Consider the following 16,950-nt stretch of genomic DNA (forward strand, 5'->3'; position numbering starts at 1 on the left):
GAGCAGTGCCTCGCACTGCGCCGTTGCCAGGCTGCACGCCGATCTCCCCTATGGGAATCCATGGTCTCCCAGCGTGGTGCCGCGCGATATCCCCCGTACAGGGGAGCGCGATTCGCATAGGCGGGAGATGGCAGCCGGGCGTCACCCGAGGACCGCAGCCGCCGACGCATATGACCGAAGTCATCGAGCCGATCAGGCCCACCCTTCTGCTCGCCACGAAGCTCCTTCCGCCGCGCCTTCCCGCCGGGCTGATCGATCGGCCGCGGCTCGTCGATCTGGCCGCGCAGGCCGAAAACAGGCGTCTCACCGTCATCAAGGCGCCCGCGGGCTTCGGCAAGACTTCGCTTGCGCTCACGTGGCTCGGCTGGCTGCGGGAGCGCGGCGCGCTGGTCGCGTGGATTTCCATCGACGCGGACGACGACGAACCCGCCCGCTTCCTTCACCATCTCGCGCAGGCGTTGCGGCAGGCGTGCGGCAACATCGGCGCGTCCGCGATCGCGCTGACCGCCGATGCCTCGCTCGTGCCCGCGCAATCGATCGTCGCGACGCTGATCAACGAGCTGATCGAAGTCGAGGACGAGCTTTATCTCTTTCTCGATGACTATCATCTGATCGGTCTGCCGGTCGTGCGCGAGGTCGTCGCGTTTTTCATCGAGCATGCGCCGTCGCATGTCCACGTCGTGATCTGCACCCGCGACGACGCAACGCTTCCGCTCGCACGCCTGCGGGCGCGCAACGAGCTGATGGAAATCGACGCATCGGCATTGCGCTTCAACTTCGACGAAACGCGTTCCTTCGTCGAGCGCGAATGTCCGGGCAAGCTGAGCGCGTCCACGCTCCGCTCGCTCTTCGCCAACACCGAGGGCTGGGCCGCCGCGCTGCGCATTTCCGCGGCGGTGCTGGCGCGGGAGGAATCCCGGACGGACGCGGAATCGCCCATGCCGTCCGGCGCGTCCCGGCCGTTCGCGGCCTATCTTCAGGAGATGCTCAAGCGCCTGCCCGCCGAGGTGGTCGAGTTCATGTTGCGCACGTCGATCGTCGAGGGGCTGAACGCGTCGCTGTGCGAGGCGATCACCGGCGTCGCGGACAGCCAGGGCATGCTGGAGACGATCGCCGCGCGCCAGCTCCTGCTGGAACCGATGGACCTCGAAGGACGCTCGTTCCGTTATCACCATCTGATGCGCGACTACCTGCGCCAGCGGCTCGACACGCTGTATCGCCATCAGGTGGCCGACCTGCATCTGCGCGCATGCCGATGGTACGCACGCGAAACGCAATGGACCGACGCCGTCAGGCACGCGCTCGCCGCGGGTGCGACCGACGAGGCGCTCGCGCTGATGAGCCGTTGCGCGATGACGCTCGTGATGAAAGGCGATCTGCTCACGCTGCTCGGCTGGCAGCGCGAGTTCCCGGCGAATCTGATGCAGGCGCAGTTGCAGGTGAGGCTGGCGATCGCGTGGGGCATGGCGCTCGCGCTGCGTTTCGACGATGCCCTCGCGATGATCGACGCCCTGGAGCGCGATGCCGGCGGCGTCGCCGTCGCCGCCGAGGCGGAGCAACTGCGCCGGGAATGCCTGGCGATCCGCTCCGTGCTGGCGGGCCTGCAGGACGACCCGCAGCGCGCGCTCGAACTCGCGCAGACCTGTATCGAACGGCCGTCGAGCGATCTCTGGACGGTCAACGTCGTCTCCAACGTCGTGCGTTTCGCGCACTGGCGAGCCGGCAATCTCGAAGCGCTCTATGCGACGCCCTGGATTCCCTGCGCCATCGAGGACGATCAGCGCAACGTGGTGACGCCGGTCTATCGGCTGTGCCTGCTCGGCCATACGGAAATGCAGCAATTGCACTTCCCGCTGGCCGAGCAGTACTTCACGGAGGCGATGCACATGGCCCAGCGCTACGCCGGCCCGCAGTCCGTCTCCGCGGCGTTGTGCGTGCCGATGATCGCGCAGTTGCGCTACGAACAGGGACGCCTCGACGAAGCCGAAGCGCTGCTCCTCGACCTGATGCCCGTCGTCGATCTGGCGGACATGCTGGACAGCGTGCTGATCGCCTATCGCGTGCTGATCCGGATCGCGATCGCCCGTTCGAACCCGGCGCATGCCTACGCGCTGCTCGACCGTGCGCAGACGCTCGGGCACAAGCGCGGCTGGCGGCGTCTGCTGGCCGCGGGACTCGTCGAACGCACGCGGCTGCATCTGCGGGAAGGCAGAACGATGGAAGCGTCGGCATGCGTGGCCCAGCTCGATGCGCTCGCCGCGCACGGCGGCGAGTCGGGCGCGCCGGCGTCGGCGGAGATCGACAACTATCGCGCGCTCGCGGCGGCCTGCGTCGCGGTGAGCCAGAACCGCACCCGCGAAGCCGTCGATCTGCTGGACGAGGCGCGGCAAAGCGCCGAACGCCGACACAACCATTACCTGGGCTTGCGCTTGCGCACCATGCAGGCGCTCGCGTGGATGAGCGCAGGCATGCGCGGCGATGCGGTCGAGGTCATCGGCGAAGTCGTGAGGATGGCCGCGCCCGCCGGGCTGCATCAGTCGCTGCTCGATCAGGGCGAGCAGATCGGACCGTTGCTGCAGGCGCTTCGGGACGACGCGCGCAACTCGGCGCAGACGCGCGAGGCGCTGAGCTATATCGACCGTCTGCTCGACGGCTGGCGCGCGCAGTACCAGCCCGACGGCACATCGCGCCGCGACGCCGGACGCGAACCGCTGAGCGCGAGGGAGCGCAACATCGTCGAGCTGATCGCGCAGGGATTGTCGAACAAGGAGATTGCGCGCGACCTCGGCGTCACGCCCGAGACGATCAAGTCCCACGTCAAGAACATCTTCGTGAAGCTGGCGGTCGACAAGCGCGCACACGCCGTCGCGCGCGCGCAGGCTCTGGGGCTCGTGCGCCACGGCTGACTAGATCGCGTAATGCGCCACGGCGAGCGTGCCCGCGTGAAGCAGCACGCCCGCGATGCCGCCGACCAGCGTGCCGTTGACGCGCACGAACTGCAGATCGCGGCCGATTTCCGCTTCGATCTTCCGGCTGACCTCGGTCGCGTCCCAGCCCTTGACGACCTCGGTGATCAGTTCCGTCAACCGGCTGCGATAGCGCACGACGAGTGTGCGCGCCACTTCGAGCCACCACGCGTTGAGCGTGTGCTGAAGCGCGGGCGAGCGCGACACGCCGTCGCCGAGCGAGACCAGCATGGATGTCGCGATGGCGCGCGTGACGGACCGTTCGCGGGCGGCATCGTCGGCGATATGGCGGCGTATGGTACTCAGCACGATGCGGGCATGACCCACTCGCCTCACCTCACGAATGCAGTCGCGCAGCAACGACTTGCCGAAGCGGCGGTGCGTATCCGATGTCTGCAACTGCTCGATGAAAGTCAGGAAGGCGCGGTCGATCTCGCGGCGCAGCGCATGGTCCGGCGTGGCGGCCACTTCCTGCACCAGTGCGACGATGCCCGCAACGAAACGATCGACGACATAGGCGTCGAAGCGCGCGGGCGTGTATCGCGACGCCTCGCTGAACTTCGCGTTCAGCAGGCCCGCATGACGCACGAGCCAGCGTTCGAGCGCGCGAAGTCCGTGTTCCACGAGCGGCCGATGCCGGTCGCCCTCGGCGAGCATGCCCAGCACGCGCCCGGCCGCACGCGACACGTCGAAGCTGCGCAGACGCGGCAGCAGCATCCATTCGATGAAGCGCGCGGCTTCGTTCTCGTCGATGGTGTCCAGCACGCCGGGGAGCGATTCGACGAGCGCCGCCGCGACGATCTCGCTGTTCGCGCGATCCGACAGCGATTGCGCCAGCGCTTTCGCGGCATTGTGACTGCCGAGCTTCGCGACGATCAGTTCGGGCGTCAGAAAATTCTCTTCGACGAACCTGCCGAGACTCTCCGCGATGCGCGGCTGATTCCGCGCGATGATCGCCGTGTGCGGCAACGGCCACGCGAACGGATGCCGGAAGAGCGCGACCACCGCATACCAGTCCGCGATCGCGCCGACGGTTCCCGCTTCGGCGAACGATCGCAGCCACGCGAGCCACGGATACCGCTCCTCAAGAACGACGCAGACGAACAGCAGCACGGCCATGCATCCGAGCAGACCGGTCGCCGCGCGTCGCATACGAGCCATCCGGCGTTCATTCTCGCTTTGAGGCGCGGCGGACGCGTTCGCGGCCGCACCTCGTCCGCCGCGAAACGGCAAGCTCAACCCGGCTCCTGACGCAGAAACCTGCGCACGACCGGCGCGACGTCCTTCGCGCGCGTGATCAGGAACAGATGACCATCGTCGATCACATACAGCACCGCCTGGCGGATGCGCGCAGCCAGAATCTTCGCGTTGGATAGCGGCACGATCGGATCGTCGTTGCCGTGCATGACGAGCGTCGTCTGCGGCAGCGTGCACAGCCAGTGCAGGCTGGTCCATCCCCAGGCGGCCATCAGTTGATAGAGATATCCGCGGCCGCGCGGCGGCTGGATATGGCGGCTGTGCTCCTTGAGAAGCTCCGGATCGCGCCGATAAGCGCCGCCGTAGATTTCCGGGCCGACTTGCTGAAGATACGCCGGATCGGTGTAACGGCGCGGCCCGATCAGCTTCGACAGAACGGAAAGCCGCGCCGGTATCATGAGCACGCCCGCCGATGTCGATGCGAGAATCAGTCGGCGGCAGCGCTCGGGATATTGCCGCGCGAACTGCTGCGCGAGCGCGCCGCCCCACGATACGCCGAGCACGTCGACGGGCCCGTCGTGTCCCAGCCGCTCGAGGAGCTTGTCGGTCAACACGCAGAGCGTGGAGAAGCGATAAGGCGCGAACGGCACGGGCGAACCGCCGACGCCGGGCACATCGAAAATGATGACGCCGACATCCCCCAGCGCCTCGACGAACGGCTCGACGAGTTCCAGATTCGCGCCGATGCCGTTGAAGATCAGAAGCGGCGGCGATGCGTCGCTTCCATGCCGCACGCCTACGCGCACGAGCTGACCGTCGAGATCGACGGTCTGGGTTTCCATGATGCCGACAGACTCGGAAGTGTTATTCATTGCTCTCATCCAGACCTGATCTCGTTGATGCGACGCGCGGGACGCATTACTTGCGCGGTTGCAGCAGCGTCCTCAACTCCTCGACGTTCTCCGCGACGCGCTTCGAAATCACCGCGTAGCTGTCGGACTGGGCGCGATACGCCGTGCCGAAGAGTTCACGCACATCGGAAAGCGTCGTGTAGAACGCCTGCTGCACCGCTTCGCTCGCGCCGGCCGGCCTCGCGTCCTGGCCGGGCTGCTTGCCGGACAGCGCGCGGACCCGCGTCATCGTTCCGGTGAGGATTTCCATCTGCTTCTGGCCGAGCGACTGGATGCCCGTCAGCGCGGTGGCGCCGGCGGTCGCGAGCGCCTCGATGTCCTTGCGGCGCGAATCCAGAATGGCGTTCGCATCGAAGCCGGGCAAGCGCAAAGGCTCGATGAACTTGAGGCATCCGCCGAGGAAACTGCTTTGTTGGGTCGATTCCATGATCCGTTTTCCTTTCGATGAAAATAAGTCGATGCCAGCCGCGACGCGGCTGGCGCATCGAAGTCAGTCCTGCAGAACGTAAGTGCCCGGCGCGGCCGCGAGCGACGGATGCCGTTCGTTGCCTAGCGCGGCAGGCGCCGCGCGGCGTTTGCCGGAGCGCGCGGCGAGCCACACGCTCCAGTCGTTCCACCACGAATCCGTTGTCGGCTCGGCGGCGTCGAGCCATGCGTCGGCGCTCGCGGACAGAGCGGGGTTGAGATAGAACTTCGCCTTGGGGTTGCCCGGAGGATTGATCAGGCTCTGAATGTGACCGCTCGAACTCAGCACGAAGCGCGTCTCGCCGCCGAAGAGACGCGCCGTGTCGTAGACGCCCTTCCACGGCGTGATGTGGTCCGTGATGCCCGCCACCACGTATTTGTCGCAGGCCACGTCGTTCAGGTCGATCGACGTGCCCAGCACGCTCAGCGCGCCGGGCTTCGTGAACAGGTTGTCCGTGAAGATGTCGAGCAACTGGCCGTGCAGCTTCGCCGGCAGACGCGTCGTGTCGTTGTTCCAGTAAAGGATGTCGAACGCGGGCGGCGTGTTGCCCATCAGATAGTTGTTGACCCAGTAATTCCAGACGAGATCGTTGGGCCGCATCCATGCGAACACGCGTCCCATCTCCTCGCCGGCGAGCACCCCGCGCGATGTGCTCGCATGCTTCGCCGCCGCGATGGCCTCGGGCGTCGCGAACAGACCGAGTTGCGAGTCCGCCGTGTTGTCGAGCACGGCCACCATCAGCGTCGCGGCATGAACGGATTTATCGCCACGGCTTGCCAGAAGCCCGAGCAAAGCCGAGATGGTCATGGCGCCCGAGCACGCGCCGTGCAGGTTGACATCGTCGCTGCCGGTGATGTCGCGCACCGCCGCGATCGCTTCGAGGAGCGCCGTCACGTAGGTGTCGAGATCCCAGCGGGATTGCGCCGCGGTCGGATTGCGCCAGCTCACGACGAACACCTGAAACTCGCTCTTCAGCAGATGCTCGACGATGCTCTTGCCCGGCGAAAGATCGAACACGTAGAACTTGTTGATCTGCGGCGGCACGATCAGTTGCGGCCGGCTGTGCACGTTCGCGGTCGCCGGCGCGTACTGGATCAGCTCCAGCACTTCGTTGCGAAACACGACAGCGCCCTTCGACGTGCCGAGATTCTTGCCGACCTCGAATGCGGTCCGGTCGACCTGGGCGGGCATGCCCTGATTCTTCACCATGTCCGTCACGGCGTTCTTCAGTCCGCCGATCAGGCTCGCGCCGCCCGAATCGACGGCTTTCTTGAGCGCGGCCGGGTTGCCGAGCAGGGTATTGGTCGGCGACATCGCGTCGGTGAAGAGGGACATCACGAACTGCGCGCGCTCCTTGCTCTTCGGGTCGAGCGCGGAGCGATCGACGAAGCCGGAGAGCGCGTCGCGCCATGCGAAATAGCCCTGCATCGTCATGCGATAGAGCGCGTTGTCGCGCCACGCGACATCGGCGAAACGCTTGTCGCTCTGCGGCGCGCCCGGCGCGTCGCCGCTCAGCGCGGCGATCAGATCGCGGATCAGCGCGGCTTCCTGTTCGACGATCAGCGCGGGTTGCCGCCACGCCTGCGCGCCGATGTGGTGCGCGGTCGCGACGACATCGCAAGGACGCAATCCCACGAACGGATTCGGGCCCGACATGCCTTCCGTCGCCGAATGCACGAGATCGTTCGCTGCCGCTTCGCGCGCCAGTCTTTTAGTGCTTACCGCCATTTTGATGCTCCTCCGACTTGCTCTCAGGTTCTTCGTTATGTTTGCTTACGCGATCAGCATCGCCAGCGTCTCCGCGATGAGCGCGGGCTTGTCCTCACCTTCTATCTCCAGCTCGTTCTTCGTCTTGACGATGACCCGGCCGCCGCTCTTTCGCTCCACTGACAACAAGCTCACGCGGTTGCGCACGCGCGCACCGGCCTTCACCGGCGTCATGAAGCGCACCTTGTCGAGTCCGTAGTTGAGACCGGCGGACGCGTCCTCGGGAATGACGCCGATATCCATCGCGAGCGGCGCCAACAGCGACAGCGTCAGATAGCCATGCGCGATGGTTCCGCCGAACGGACTCTCGCGCTTCGCGCGTTCCACATCGACGTGGATCCACTGCGTGTCGCCGGTGCAGCGCGCGAAGTCATCGATGCGCGCCTGATCCACGACCGTCCAGTCCGACACGCCCAGCTCCCGACCGACGAAATCCTCGATCGACGCGACGCGGTATTCCTTGATGCTCGACATTGCCTGGCTCCTTATGACCGATCAGACGAACTGGGCGCGCAGCCACTTCTTGTTCACCTTGCCGACGCTCGTCTTCTCCAGTCCATCGACGAACCTGACGATTTGCGGCACGGCGTACTTCGAGATGCGTCCCGATGCGCTGAACGTCAGCACGTGACGCTTGATCTCGTCCTCGGTGATGACCGCGTCCGCGCGGGTCACGACGAGCGCGACCGGCCGCTCGCCCCACTTCTCGTCGCTGACGCCGATCACGGCGACTTCGGCGACGCCGGGATGCATCGAGATCAGGCTCTCGACTTCGAGCGACGAGATCCATTCGCCACCCGACTTGATCACATCCTTCATGCGATCCGTGATCAGCAGGCTGCCGTTCGCGCCGATGCTCGCGATGTCCTGCGTATGCAGATAGCCGCCGTCCCAGAGCTGTTCGGATGCCTCGGGGTTGTTCAGATAGCCTTGCGTGAGCCAGGGCGCGCGGGCAACGATTTCGCCGTTCGCCTTGCCGTCGTGCGCGACGTCTCCCATGTTCGCGTCGACGATGCGCAGATCGACGAGCGGAATCGGCGAACCGCTGCGGCAGCGCAGGCGCACTTGCTCGTCGAGATCGAGGGATTCGTCGCCGGGTTTCAGTTGCGCGAGGCTCAGCACCGGGCACGTCTCCGACATGCCGTAGCCCGTGAAGACATCGATGCCGCGATCGAGCGCGGCGCGCGCCAGCCCGTGCGTCAGCGCGCCGCCGCCGATGACCACCTTCCATCGGCTGAAGTCGGCCGATTTCGCTTCGCCGCAGGTGAGCAGCATATGCAGGATCGTGCCGACGCAATGCGAGAACGTCACGCCTTCGTCGTGCAGCAGCCGCACCAGCCGGTCCGGCACGTAACGTCCCGGATAGACCTGCTTCACGCCCAGCATGGTGGCGATGTAGGGCATGCCCCACGCGTGCACATGGAACATCGGCGTGAGCGGCATATAGACGTCGCCACGATGAAAGCGCTGACCCGATTCGGGGCTCGCCAGCGCGGCCATCACGGTGATGGTGTGCAACACGATCTGACGATGCGAGAAGTAGACGCCCTTGGGCAGGCCCGTCGTGCCGGTCGTGTAGAAGGTCGTGGCGCGCGTGTTTTCGTCGAAGTCGGGGAAATCGTAGTGATCGGCGGCGGCGGCGAGCATCGCCTCGTATTCGGTCGCGAACGACAGGGCGTGCTCGCAGGTCTCGCCGTCCCGCTCGTCGATCAGAACGAAGGTGCGCACGGTTTCGAGCTGATCCTCGATCGCCGCCAGCACCGGGAGGAAATCGGTATGGACGAGCAGAACTTCCGCGCCCGCGTGATTGATCGTGTACGCGATCTCCGCATTCGAGAGACGCACGTTGACGGTCTGCAGGATGGCGCCCATCATCGGCACCGCGAAGTAGCATTCCAGATAGCGGTGGCTGTCCCAGTCCATCACGGCGACGGTGCTGCCGTGCTGTACGCCGAGCCGGCTTAGGCCATCGGCGAGTCGCGCGATGCGCTCGCGCAGGCCCGTATAGGTCATGCGCGTCCGGCCCCGGTAGACGATCTCCTGGTCGGGCGCCTGAACGAACGGCGTGTGCAGCAGTTGCTTGATCAGCAACGGATAGGCGTACGCCGAGGGCGCGGCGGCCTGGAGGTCGTCCCGCATCTGTGTCTCCTTGTCTCATTCTGTTAGAGGGGCGGACATCGCCGGCTGGCGGCGGTGTCGTTTCCGGTAAGTGAATGATCGAAGGGAACGGAATTCGGAACCATCCCCTGAACGGGGGAGCGTGCCGTGATACAGCCCGCTCAGGCCCGAGACTTCAGGGGTTTGTACGTAAGGGAAACCCCGCTCGCTTCGCGCGATGCGAGCGGCGAGCGGTCCTTTGGGTCACTAACGCGGCCGCGAGGCCCTCACTTGACTTCTTTTCTCTCGATGTTCTTGCCGGTCTCCTTGTTGTAGCGCTCGACATACTCGTCGGTGAGCTTGCGGATCGCGCGTCCGATCTTCCGATAGTCGGACTCGTTGAGATTCGCGAGCGACACGCGCCCCGACGGATGCTTCGTGCCGAAGCCCATGCCCGGCAGCAGCACGACACGCGCATCGGTGGCGAGACGGAACAGCAACTCCGACGCCTCCGTGTGCTTGAGCAGCCAGTCGACGAACTCGCGCCCGTACGCGCGCTCCCCGAAATATTCCATGTCGATGATCGAGTAGTAATCGACCTGGTTCGCGTCCTTCTCGTCGAACGCAATGCCGATCTCTTCGTAGAGCGCGCGCTTGCGGCTGCGGATCAGGCGCTTGAGCGCATCCTTGTAGGCATCCGGCGTGTCCATCAGCGAGAACAGCGAGAACAGCACCATCTGCACTTGCTGAGGCGTCGACAGGCCCGCCGTGTGATTCAGCGCGACGGTGCGGCTGTCCGCAACCAGCCGGTCGATGAATTTCAGCTTGTCCGGCTCGGTCGTGATCGACTCGTAGCGATGATGCAGGATCTTCTTCGTGTCCTTCGGCAACTCGGAAATCAGCTTGTCGAGGATGTTGTCCTTGTGCGTCGCGATCGTGCCCAGACGCCAGCCCGTCGCGCCGAAATACTTCGAGTACGAGTACACGAGAATCGTGTTCTTCGGCGCGAGCGCGAACAGCGACACGAAGTCGTCGGCGAAGGTGCCGTACACGTCGTCCGTCAGCAGGATCAGATCGGGGCGTTCCTTGACGATCTGCGCGATGTATTCGAGGCTCTCGTCGCTGATCCTCACGGAAGGCGGATTGCTCGGATTCACGAGGAAGAACGCCTTCACCTTCGGATCGCGCAGCTTGTCGAGTTCGGCCTTCGAGTATTGCCAGTTGTTCTCGACGTCGGCATCCAGATTCACGACATTCAGGTCGTACTCGCCGAGCGTCGGAATCTCGATGTACGGCGTGAAGATCGGACGGCCGAGCGCGATGGTGTCGCCCGCCTTGATCAGATGGTTCTGCTTCATCGTGTTGAAGATGTACGTCATCGCGGCGGTGCCGCCTTCGACGGCGAAGATGTCGAATTCGCCGACGAACGGATACTTGCCGATCATCTCGCGCCGCAGATATTGCCCGACGATGGTCTCCGAGAGCTTCAGCATCCGGTCCGGCACCGGATAGTTCGACGCGAGAATGCCTTCGCACATCTCATAGAGGAAATCGTTGCCCGACAGGCCGAGCTGATCGCGCACATACGACACGGCGCCCGCGAGAAAGGCGATGCCCGGCACGCCCTTGTTTTCGCGCAGGAACAATTCGAAGCGCTCGGACAGGCCTTCGCGCTTCGGAAAGCCGCCGACGCCCTCGGGCATGTACGCGAACGAGCGCTCCGACTCGCGCATCGCGAAGAGTCCGAGTTGCCAGAAGCCGTGGCGCGGGATCGTCGCGAGAAAGTTCGGATTGCCGCGCCCGGCGTTGAGCATCGAGATGTTGGCCGGACGTTCGACTGCTCCGCCGCCCGCCGCCTTGATCAGCTCGTCTTTCAGTTCGAACGGACTCAATGCCTGCAGCGCTGCCTGATCCTTGCTCTTGTTGGCCTTTGCCATGATGCGTTCTCCAGTGAAAGATTCAAACCAGGCCGACGACGAGCGGCCCCAGTAATGTGAGCAGCACGTTCGCGATCGCATAGGTGATCGCGAACGGCACGGTCGGCACGGCGCTTTCGGCCTTGTCCAGCACGCCGCCGAACGCGGGGTTCGCGCTGCGCGAGCCGGACAGCGCGCCCGCCAGGATCGCCGCGTTGTCGTACTTCAGCACGTAGCGGCCGAACAGCATCGTGAGCAGCAGCGGCAGCATCGTCACGACCACGCCGAGCAGGAAGATCGTGACGCCGAGTTCCTTGATCGTCGTCACCGCCTGCAATCCCGAGTTCAGACCGACCACCGAGACGAACGCCGCCAGCCCGAAGTCCTGCAACAGGCGCGATGCGGCGGGCGGCATCACGCCGTACATCGGATGCTTGCCGCGCATCCAGCCGAACACGAGGCCCGCGAGCAGGCAGCCGCCCCCCGACCCGAGCGTGAGCGGCACGCCGCCAATGTTGACCACGACAAGCCCTATCAACAGGCCCACGACCATGCCGACGCCCATATAGATGAAGTCGGTCTTGATCGAGTAAGGCAGCTCGTAGCCTGTCGCCGCCACCGCGCGCTTCGTGTCTTTCGCGGAGCCGAAGTAGGTGAGCACGTCGCCGTGTTCGAGCTTGGTTTCGGGCAGGATCGGCACCGGCTGCCCGACGCGCGTGATGCTTTCGAGGAAGACGCCGTGACGCAAGTCGCGGTCGACGGTCTCGCGCACTTTCTGGATCGTCGTATGGTTCAGGCCCTTCGCCGTGAATACGGCCTGGCGCGTCTGCATGACCGCGCTGACATCCGTCACGTCCGACACTTCGATGCCGATCTTCGGCGCGATGGGCACCATGCCTTCGCGTCGTCCGACCACGAGCACGACGTCATCGGCCGCGAGCACGACATCGGGCCCCGGCTCGACCTCCTTGCCCGCGCGCCGTATCTTCTCGACCGACACGAAGTCCTGCGCCGCCATTTCGATCTCGGAGACCTTGCGCCCCGCCGCCGCCCCGACCCTGAACGCCCGCCCGACCAGTTCGGGCAGCGCCGCCAGTTGCCCCGGCGCGCGCGACGGCGTGCCGCCCGCGAGCTTCGCTTCGGCGTCGAGCGCGGCCGAGCGCAGATCGCGTCCCATGAACTTCGGCAAAATGTTCACGCACACGATGATCGCGCCGAGCGAGCCGAACACGTACGTCACCGCGTACGCAATGGCCACGTCCGACTGCAGCGACTTCACTTCTTCGGCTGGCAGGCCGAGCCGCGCGATCGCATCGCCCGCCGTGCCGATGATCGCCGATTGCGTGAGCGCGCCGCCCGCGAGCCCGGCGGCCAGGCCCTTGTTCAAATGGAAGATCTTCGCGCAGATGATGACGGTGACGAGCGCCGACACCGCGAGAAACACCGCCATCGCGATTTCACGCAGCGTCTTGCGGTTCAGCGAGTTGAAGAAGCCCGGCCCCGAGTCGTAGCCGACCGCGTAGATGAACACGGCGAACATCACGGCTTTCACGCCGTTGTCGATCGACACGCCCGCCTGGCTGATCACGACGGCCGCCAGCAGCGAGCCGCCGACGCCCCCGAGCTGGAACTTGCCGAAGTTGATCTGGCCGATGAAATACCCCACGGCCAGCGACAGGAACAACGCTATCTCGGGTGACTTGTGAAAGATGTTGTGTATCCAGTCCATCGTGCCCTCTCATTGAAAACGCGCTTGGGGTCCGCTACGAAACGCGGCGGACGACATGGCACTACCTTCCCTTGCCCGATCGCAAATCGGCGCCTTCATGGCGCTCTTCAGCCCTTGAACTGCGCGGCGAGGCCGACCACCACGGGCCCCATCAGCGGCAGCAGAATGTTCGACAGCGCGTAGGTGATCGTGTAGCCGATGACGGGCGTCGAGTTGCCCGTCACGCCGACGAGCGCGCTGATCGCGGGCGTGCTGCACTGCTGGCCGGCGATCGCGCCGAGCAGCATCGGCGGATCGAGCTTGAGAAACGCCCGGCCGATCCACAGCGACAACAGCCCCGGCACCAGCACCAGAAGAATCCCGGCGACGGGCAGCGCGAGACCGTACTGATGCACGAGCTTGATCGCGTCCGGCCCCGCCGACAGCCCGACGGCCGCGATGAACGTCGCGAGTCCGAAGTCCTTGAGAATTTGCGCCGCCGCTGGCGGCAGCGAACCGACGATCGGATGGAACGAACGCAGCCAGCCGAACAGCAGCCCCGACAGCAGACAGCCGCCGCCCGTGCCGAGCGCGAGCGTGACGCCGCCGAACGTGCCCGACAGCCGGCCGATCGCCATGCCGACGAGCACGCCCAGCCCGAGATACACGAAGTCGGTTTTCAGGGTGGCCGGCAGCAGGTAGCCGAGCCGCTTCGCGCCGCGCAGCACGTCGGCCTTTGCGCCGACCAGCGTCAGCACGTCGCCGCGATTGAGTTCGGTGCCCGGAAGCGCGGGTATGCGGTTCTCCAGCCGCGTCACGGCCGCGATGTAGATGCCGCGTCCCTGCTCGGGGTCCGCACGCTCGCGCAGTTGACGGATCGTCGCGCCGTGCGCGTCCTTGCGCGTGAGCACGACATCGACCATGTCGGCGAGCGCCGTCGAAAAATGATGGCCCGACGCGACCTCCTCGCCGAGCGCCGGCGCGGCCTCGATCAACGCCTCGCGCCGCCCGCCGACCAGCACGAGATCGTCCGCGGCGAGCGTCAGGCCGGGCGCGACGGCGAGCGCCGCGCCGCCACGCTCGATCTGCTCGATGGTCAGGTTATGGCCGTATTGCGCTTCGAAAGCGCCGACGCTCAGGCCCGCCGCCCGGCCGACGCGAAACGCGCGTCCCACCAGCGCGGGCGCGGCGAGCCGTTCGCCTTCGCCCAGCGAATCGCCGCCGCCGAGCTTGCGCCACAGGCGCTCGGCTTCTTCACGCAGATTCACGCGCAATAGCAGCGCCGCGAACTGACTCGTGAAGAGCACGATGGTGATAAGTCCGAACAGATAGCTGACGCTGTACGCGGTGACGATATTCGCCTGCAGGCGCAAGGTGTCCGCGTCGGGCAAGCCGAGCTTCGCGACGGCTTCCGACGCCGTGCCGATCACCGCCGATTCGGTCGCCGCGCCCGCCAGCAGTCCCGCTGCCGTGCCGGGATCGAGATGCAGCACGGCGACGGCGATCATCACGAGCGTGAGCACCGAGACGATCTCGACGATCGACAGCACCCCGTAACGCCAGCCGCGCCCGACATTGGCGAAGAACTGCGGGCCGCCGGTGAAACCGAGCGCGAAGATGAAGAGCGCGAACGCGATGTTCTTGAGATCGGGCGACAGACGCGCGCCTGTCTGGCCGAGCAGCAGCGAAACGATCAGCGTGCCGCACACGCCGCCTAGCTGGATCGGGCCAATTTTGAAGGAACCGATGAGATAGCCGAATGCAAGGCTCGCGAACAACGCAATCTCTGGCTGAGACCTGAACAATTCGGCAATCATCTACGCATCCCCGGAAATTGCGCCGCATTGTATGGATTGCTTTGAATCCCAAACGGATAACTCAGCCGCTAATAGAGAAACTTCCGACAAGTCGCGTTGGCGAAGAGTCGTCGCTTAGACCGATAATATAAATCGCTGCTTTGGGTAGTCGATTAAATTTATGAGAAGTGCTTTTTTGATAGATCGCCATGTCTTTCAAGAAAACATTCCCTGAGCGCGCAGGGTTAGAGGCGCCGTCTGAAAGCTTCCCGGCTCGGTTTCCGCAAGCCTTACCGCTTACGCTGTTGTGCCTAATGAGGTCGAGCTTTATGCGGATTCATTCGATCGATTGCGCTTTGGCAATACCGAACTGATCGCCGAGATTTTCACGCTGATGAAAAGAGAGTCCGAACGCAATGGCGTCTATCCCGTAATCGGAATTACCGATTTGTCCTTCGAATTTACGAAACCCCGTCAAAATGATATCTGGCCGAACGTTTCCGTTCTCATCACGCGTATTAACGAAAGGCGGATTCCCAACATTTGGTCCGACTTCGCCCATTTAACCTGGCGCAATTGCCCGCTACCTGTCAGCCGCGCTCGGTGATCCGCCCGGACCATAGGGGTCCGGATTGCCGAATCGAGGAAGCGACCCGTTCGACCGCGCCTTGCGAAGTTCGTCTTGCACGTCCTGCCGGGATTTCGGTCGCGGCGTCGCGGGCGCCAGAGGCAGTGCGTCGAGCGGACCCGGCAGGCTTTGCATCGTTCCAACCTCCGTCAACGCCGACGGCGCCGAATTCGACATTGGAGGCTGCGCAGGAACGATGGCGTCACGACTCGGGCTTTCCGCTTGACCGGTCTCTCCTTCATGAGGCTCCGAAGAAACGGAAGTGTCATGTGTGCTCGTCGCGCGCACATCGCTCTGCGGCGCTGCGCGCTTGCGCTCGGCATGTCGTCCCGGCTGTTGCGTGATCGCAGGCACGGCGCGCGTCGTAGCCGGCGGTAGCACCCTCTTCTCGACACTCGATGTCTGCGGGCGTTCGTCCAGCTCGTCGCCGGCGTCGGGCCCGACGATGCTCGACGCCGATTCAGGCGTGGGCGACTTACCTGCGTCGGTATTTTCCTGTTCACCCGAATCGACGACCGCCGTGGGCGCGCGATAACCAACGGCGCCCGTCACCACGGATGGCTGTTGCCGAGACGACCAGGCGGGTTCGACCGCATGCGGCTCATGATGTTGAAGCAACGCGACCAAGCCGATGATCGATACGCCGATCACCGAAAGGCCCAGTACGACGATACGGTCGGAAGTTCTAACCATCAGAGTATTGCTCCTCGACGTGACTCCGGGGTTCCAGGATGCTCGCGCTCACTGCGCATACGGAGCCGGGGCCAGCCGAGATTCACGTAGTTACAGATTCTTTCACTCGAGACCCGCGACTCATGCCGTTGCCCCAGTGCCTACGGGTCAACCCCGAGTTGAGCTTTCCTCAACGCCGGCCTGAAAAATCGTCGGTTCCTGCTCGCGCGAGCGCCGCCGCAGAATGCCCTTCATCCACCGCGGCGGTGGCGCAACCGATTCTCTCTGACGGAAAAACAGGAACGAGACAATGGAAAAGACTCTCTTCATCGGCGAAGGCTTCGAAGGACCGGGCGTGAACCTCGCCCACATCAACGTGCTGGTCGGACCGCGCAACGGCCCGGCCGGTCAGGCATTCTCGACCGCGCTCGCGACACCTTCGGCCGGTCACGCGCCGTTCGTCGTGATCGCGCAGCCGGGCGTGCCGACCAAGCCGCTCACGCTGTATGTCAACAAGGCGCAGATCGACGGCGATTTCCACGGCAACGCGACGTGGGGCGCATCGCAGGCGGGCATCGCGAAGGCGGTCGCGGAATCGCTGGAAAACGGCACGCTGCCGCCGGAAGCGGAGAACGACTGGGTCGTCGTGTCGGCGAACTGGGTCAACCCGAAGACCGACGATCTCGACGCCGTCTACGAGAACAACTATCGCGCGTGCAAGAACGCGATCATCGCCGCGATGGAAGGTCTGCCGCGCAAGGAAGCGGTGTTCAAGGCCGCGCGCGAAGTGTCGAACCCGTTCTATACGCCGAAGAAGCGCTGAGGA

The 16,950-nt window shown here is 64.8% G+C and carries 13 protein-coding genes; 2 read left to right on the plus strand and 11 right to left on the minus strand.

Features of this window, described 5'->3' with window-relative positions:
- The first annotated feature begins 170 nt into the window (after positions 1-170).
- A complete protein-coding gene (locus tag QCE73_RS35190; protein WP_309885513.1) occupies positions 171-2,906 on the plus strand; it encodes a LuxR C-terminal-related transcriptional regulator in 2,736 nt (911 codons plus the stop codon).
- Here QCE73_RS35190 and QCE73_RS35195 read toward each other — a convergent pair whose 3' ends face one another.
- The 11 genes from QCE73_RS35195 to QCE73_RS35245 all read right to left on the minus strand — a co-directional run bounded on the left by QCE73_RS35195 (position 2,907) and on the right by QCE73_RS35245 (position 16,103).
- Positions 2,907-4,127, minus strand: a complete 1,221-nt coding sequence (locus QCE73_RS35195; RefSeq protein ID WP_309885514.1) for a DUF445 domain-containing protein — start codon at positions 4,125-4,127, stop codon at positions 2,907-2,909.
- A gap of 74 nt (positions 4,128-4,201) precedes the next feature.
- Positions 4,202-5,035, minus strand: a complete 834-nt coding sequence (gene phaZ, locus QCE73_RS35200) for a poly(3-hydroxyalkanoate) depolymerase (protein ID WP_309885515.1) — start codon at positions 5,033-5,035, stop codon at positions 4,202-4,204.
- Positions 5,036-5,081: 46 nt separating this feature from the next.
- Positions 5,082-5,501 carry a phasin family protein gene (locus QCE73_RS35205; RefSeq protein WP_309885516.1) on the minus strand — a complete coding sequence of 140 codons (420 nt, stop codon included), beginning with the start codon at positions 5,499-5,501 and terminating at the stop codon, positions 5,082-5,084.
- A gap of 63 nt (positions 5,502-5,564) precedes the next feature.
- Positions 5,565-7,268 carry an alpha/beta fold hydrolase gene (locus QCE73_RS35210; protein ID WP_035500021.1) on the minus strand — a complete coding sequence of 568 codons (1,704 nt, stop codon included), beginning with the start codon at positions 7,266-7,268 and terminating at the stop codon, positions 5,565-5,567.
- Between the two features lie 45 nt (positions 7,269-7,313).
- Complete coding sequence (locus QCE73_RS35215) at positions 7,314-7,781, minus strand: MaoC family dehydratase (protein ID WP_035500019.1); 468 nt, start codon at positions 7,779-7,781, stop codon at positions 7,314-7,316.
- 21 nt (positions 7,782-7,802) lie between these two features.
- Positions 7,803-9,446: a fatty acid--CoA ligase gene (locus QCE73_RS35220; protein WP_309885517.1), complete on the minus strand. Its 1,644-nt coding sequence runs from the start codon at positions 9,444-9,446 to the stop codon at positions 7,803-7,805.
- Positions 9,447-9,691: 245 nt separating this feature from the next.
- Positions 9,692-11,341 (minus strand): bifunctional aspartate transaminase/aspartate 4-decarboxylase, encoded by a 1,650-nt coding sequence (locus QCE73_RS35225; RefSeq protein ID WP_035500017.1) that lies wholly within the window; start codon positions 11,339-11,341, stop codon positions 9,692-9,694.
- Positions 11,342-11,363: 22 nt separating this feature from the next.
- Positions 11,364-13,049 (minus strand): aspartate-alanine antiporter, encoded by a 1,686-nt coding sequence (aspT, locus tag QCE73_RS35230; RefSeq protein WP_309885518.1) that lies wholly within the window; start codon positions 13,047-13,049, stop codon positions 11,364-11,366.
- 107 nt (positions 13,050-13,156) lie between these two features.
- Positions 13,157-14,845 (minus strand): aspartate-alanine antiporter, encoded by a 1,689-nt coding sequence (gene aspT, locus QCE73_RS35235; protein ID WP_309885519.1) that lies wholly within the window; start codon positions 14,843-14,845, stop codon positions 13,157-13,159.
- A gap of 316 nt (positions 14,846-15,161) precedes the next feature.
- Positions 15,162-15,386, minus strand: coding sequence for a hypothetical protein (locus QCE73_RS35240; RefSeq protein ID WP_309885520.1), 225 nt, complete (start codon positions 15,384-15,386; stop codon positions 15,162-15,164).
- A gap of 21 nt (positions 15,387-15,407) precedes the next feature.
- Positions 15,408-16,103, minus strand: coding sequence for a hypothetical protein (locus tag QCE73_RS35245; RefSeq protein WP_309885521.1), 696 nt, complete (start codon positions 16,101-16,103; stop codon positions 15,408-15,410).
- 331 nt (positions 16,104-16,434) lie between these two features.
- On the opposite strand from QCE73_RS35245, the gene fae reads away from it, so the two are divergent.
- On the plus strand, positions 16,435-16,947 hold the full coding sequence (gene fae / locus QCE73_RS35250; protein ID WP_035500012.1) for a formaldehyde-activating enzyme: 513 nt from the start codon (positions 16,435-16,437) through the stop codon (positions 16,945-16,947).
- The last annotated feature ends 3 nt before the right edge of the window (positions 16,948-16,950 follow it).

It is taken from the genome of Caballeronia sp. LZ029 (genome assembly GCF_031451275.1).
Taxonomy (GTDB): Bacteria; Pseudomonadota; Gammaproteobacteria; order Burkholderiales; family Burkholderiaceae; genus Caballeronia; species Caballeronia jiangsuensis.

Excerpts from the sequence above, each read along its gene's own strand:
- QCE73_RS35190 (WP_309885513.1), top strand. The coding sequence starts at position 171 with ATGACCGAAGTCATCGAGCCGATCAGGCCCACCCTTCTGCTCGCCACG.
- QCE73_RS35195 (WP_309885514.1), bottom strand. The coding sequence starts at position 4,127 with ATGGCTCGTATGCGACGCGCGGCGACCGGTCTGCTCGGATGCATGGCC.
- phaZ (WP_309885515.1), bottom strand. The coding sequence starts at position 5,035 with ATGAATAACACTTCCGAGTCTGTCGGCATCATGGAAACCCAGACCGTC.
- QCE73_RS35205 (WP_309885516.1), bottom strand. The coding sequence starts at position 5,501 with ATGGAATCGACCCAACAAAGCAGTTTCCTCGGCGGATGCCTCAAGTTC.
- QCE73_RS35210 (WP_035500021.1), bottom strand. The coding sequence starts at position 7,268 with ATGGCGGTAAGCACTAAAAGACTGGCGCGCGAAGCGGCAGCGAACGAT.
- QCE73_RS35215 (WP_035500019.1), bottom strand. The coding sequence starts at position 7,781 with ATGTCGAGCATCAAGGAATACCGCGTCGCGTCGATCGAGGATTTCGTC.
- QCE73_RS35220 (WP_309885517.1), bottom strand. The coding sequence starts at position 9,446 with ATGCGGGACGACCTCCAGGCCGCCGCGCCCTCGGCGTACGCCTATCCG.
- QCE73_RS35225 (WP_035500017.1), bottom strand. The coding sequence starts at position 11,341 with ATGGCAAAGGCCAACAAGAGCAAGGATCAGGCAGCGCTGCAGGCATTG.
- aspT (WP_309885518.1), bottom strand. The coding sequence starts at position 13,049 with ATGGACTGGATACACAACATCTTTCACAAGTCACCCGAGATAGCGTTG.
- aspT (WP_309885519.1), bottom strand. The coding sequence starts at position 14,845 with ATGATTGCCGAATTGTTCAGGTCTCAGCCAGAGATTGCGTTGTTCGCG.
- QCE73_RS35240 (WP_309885520.1), bottom strand. The coding sequence starts at position 15,386 with ATGGGCGAAGTCGGACCAAATGTTGGGAATCCGCCTTTCGTTAATACG.
- fae (WP_035500012.1), top strand. The coding sequence starts at position 16,435 with ATGGAAAAGACTCTCTTCATCGGCGAAGGCTTCGAAGGACCGGGCGTG.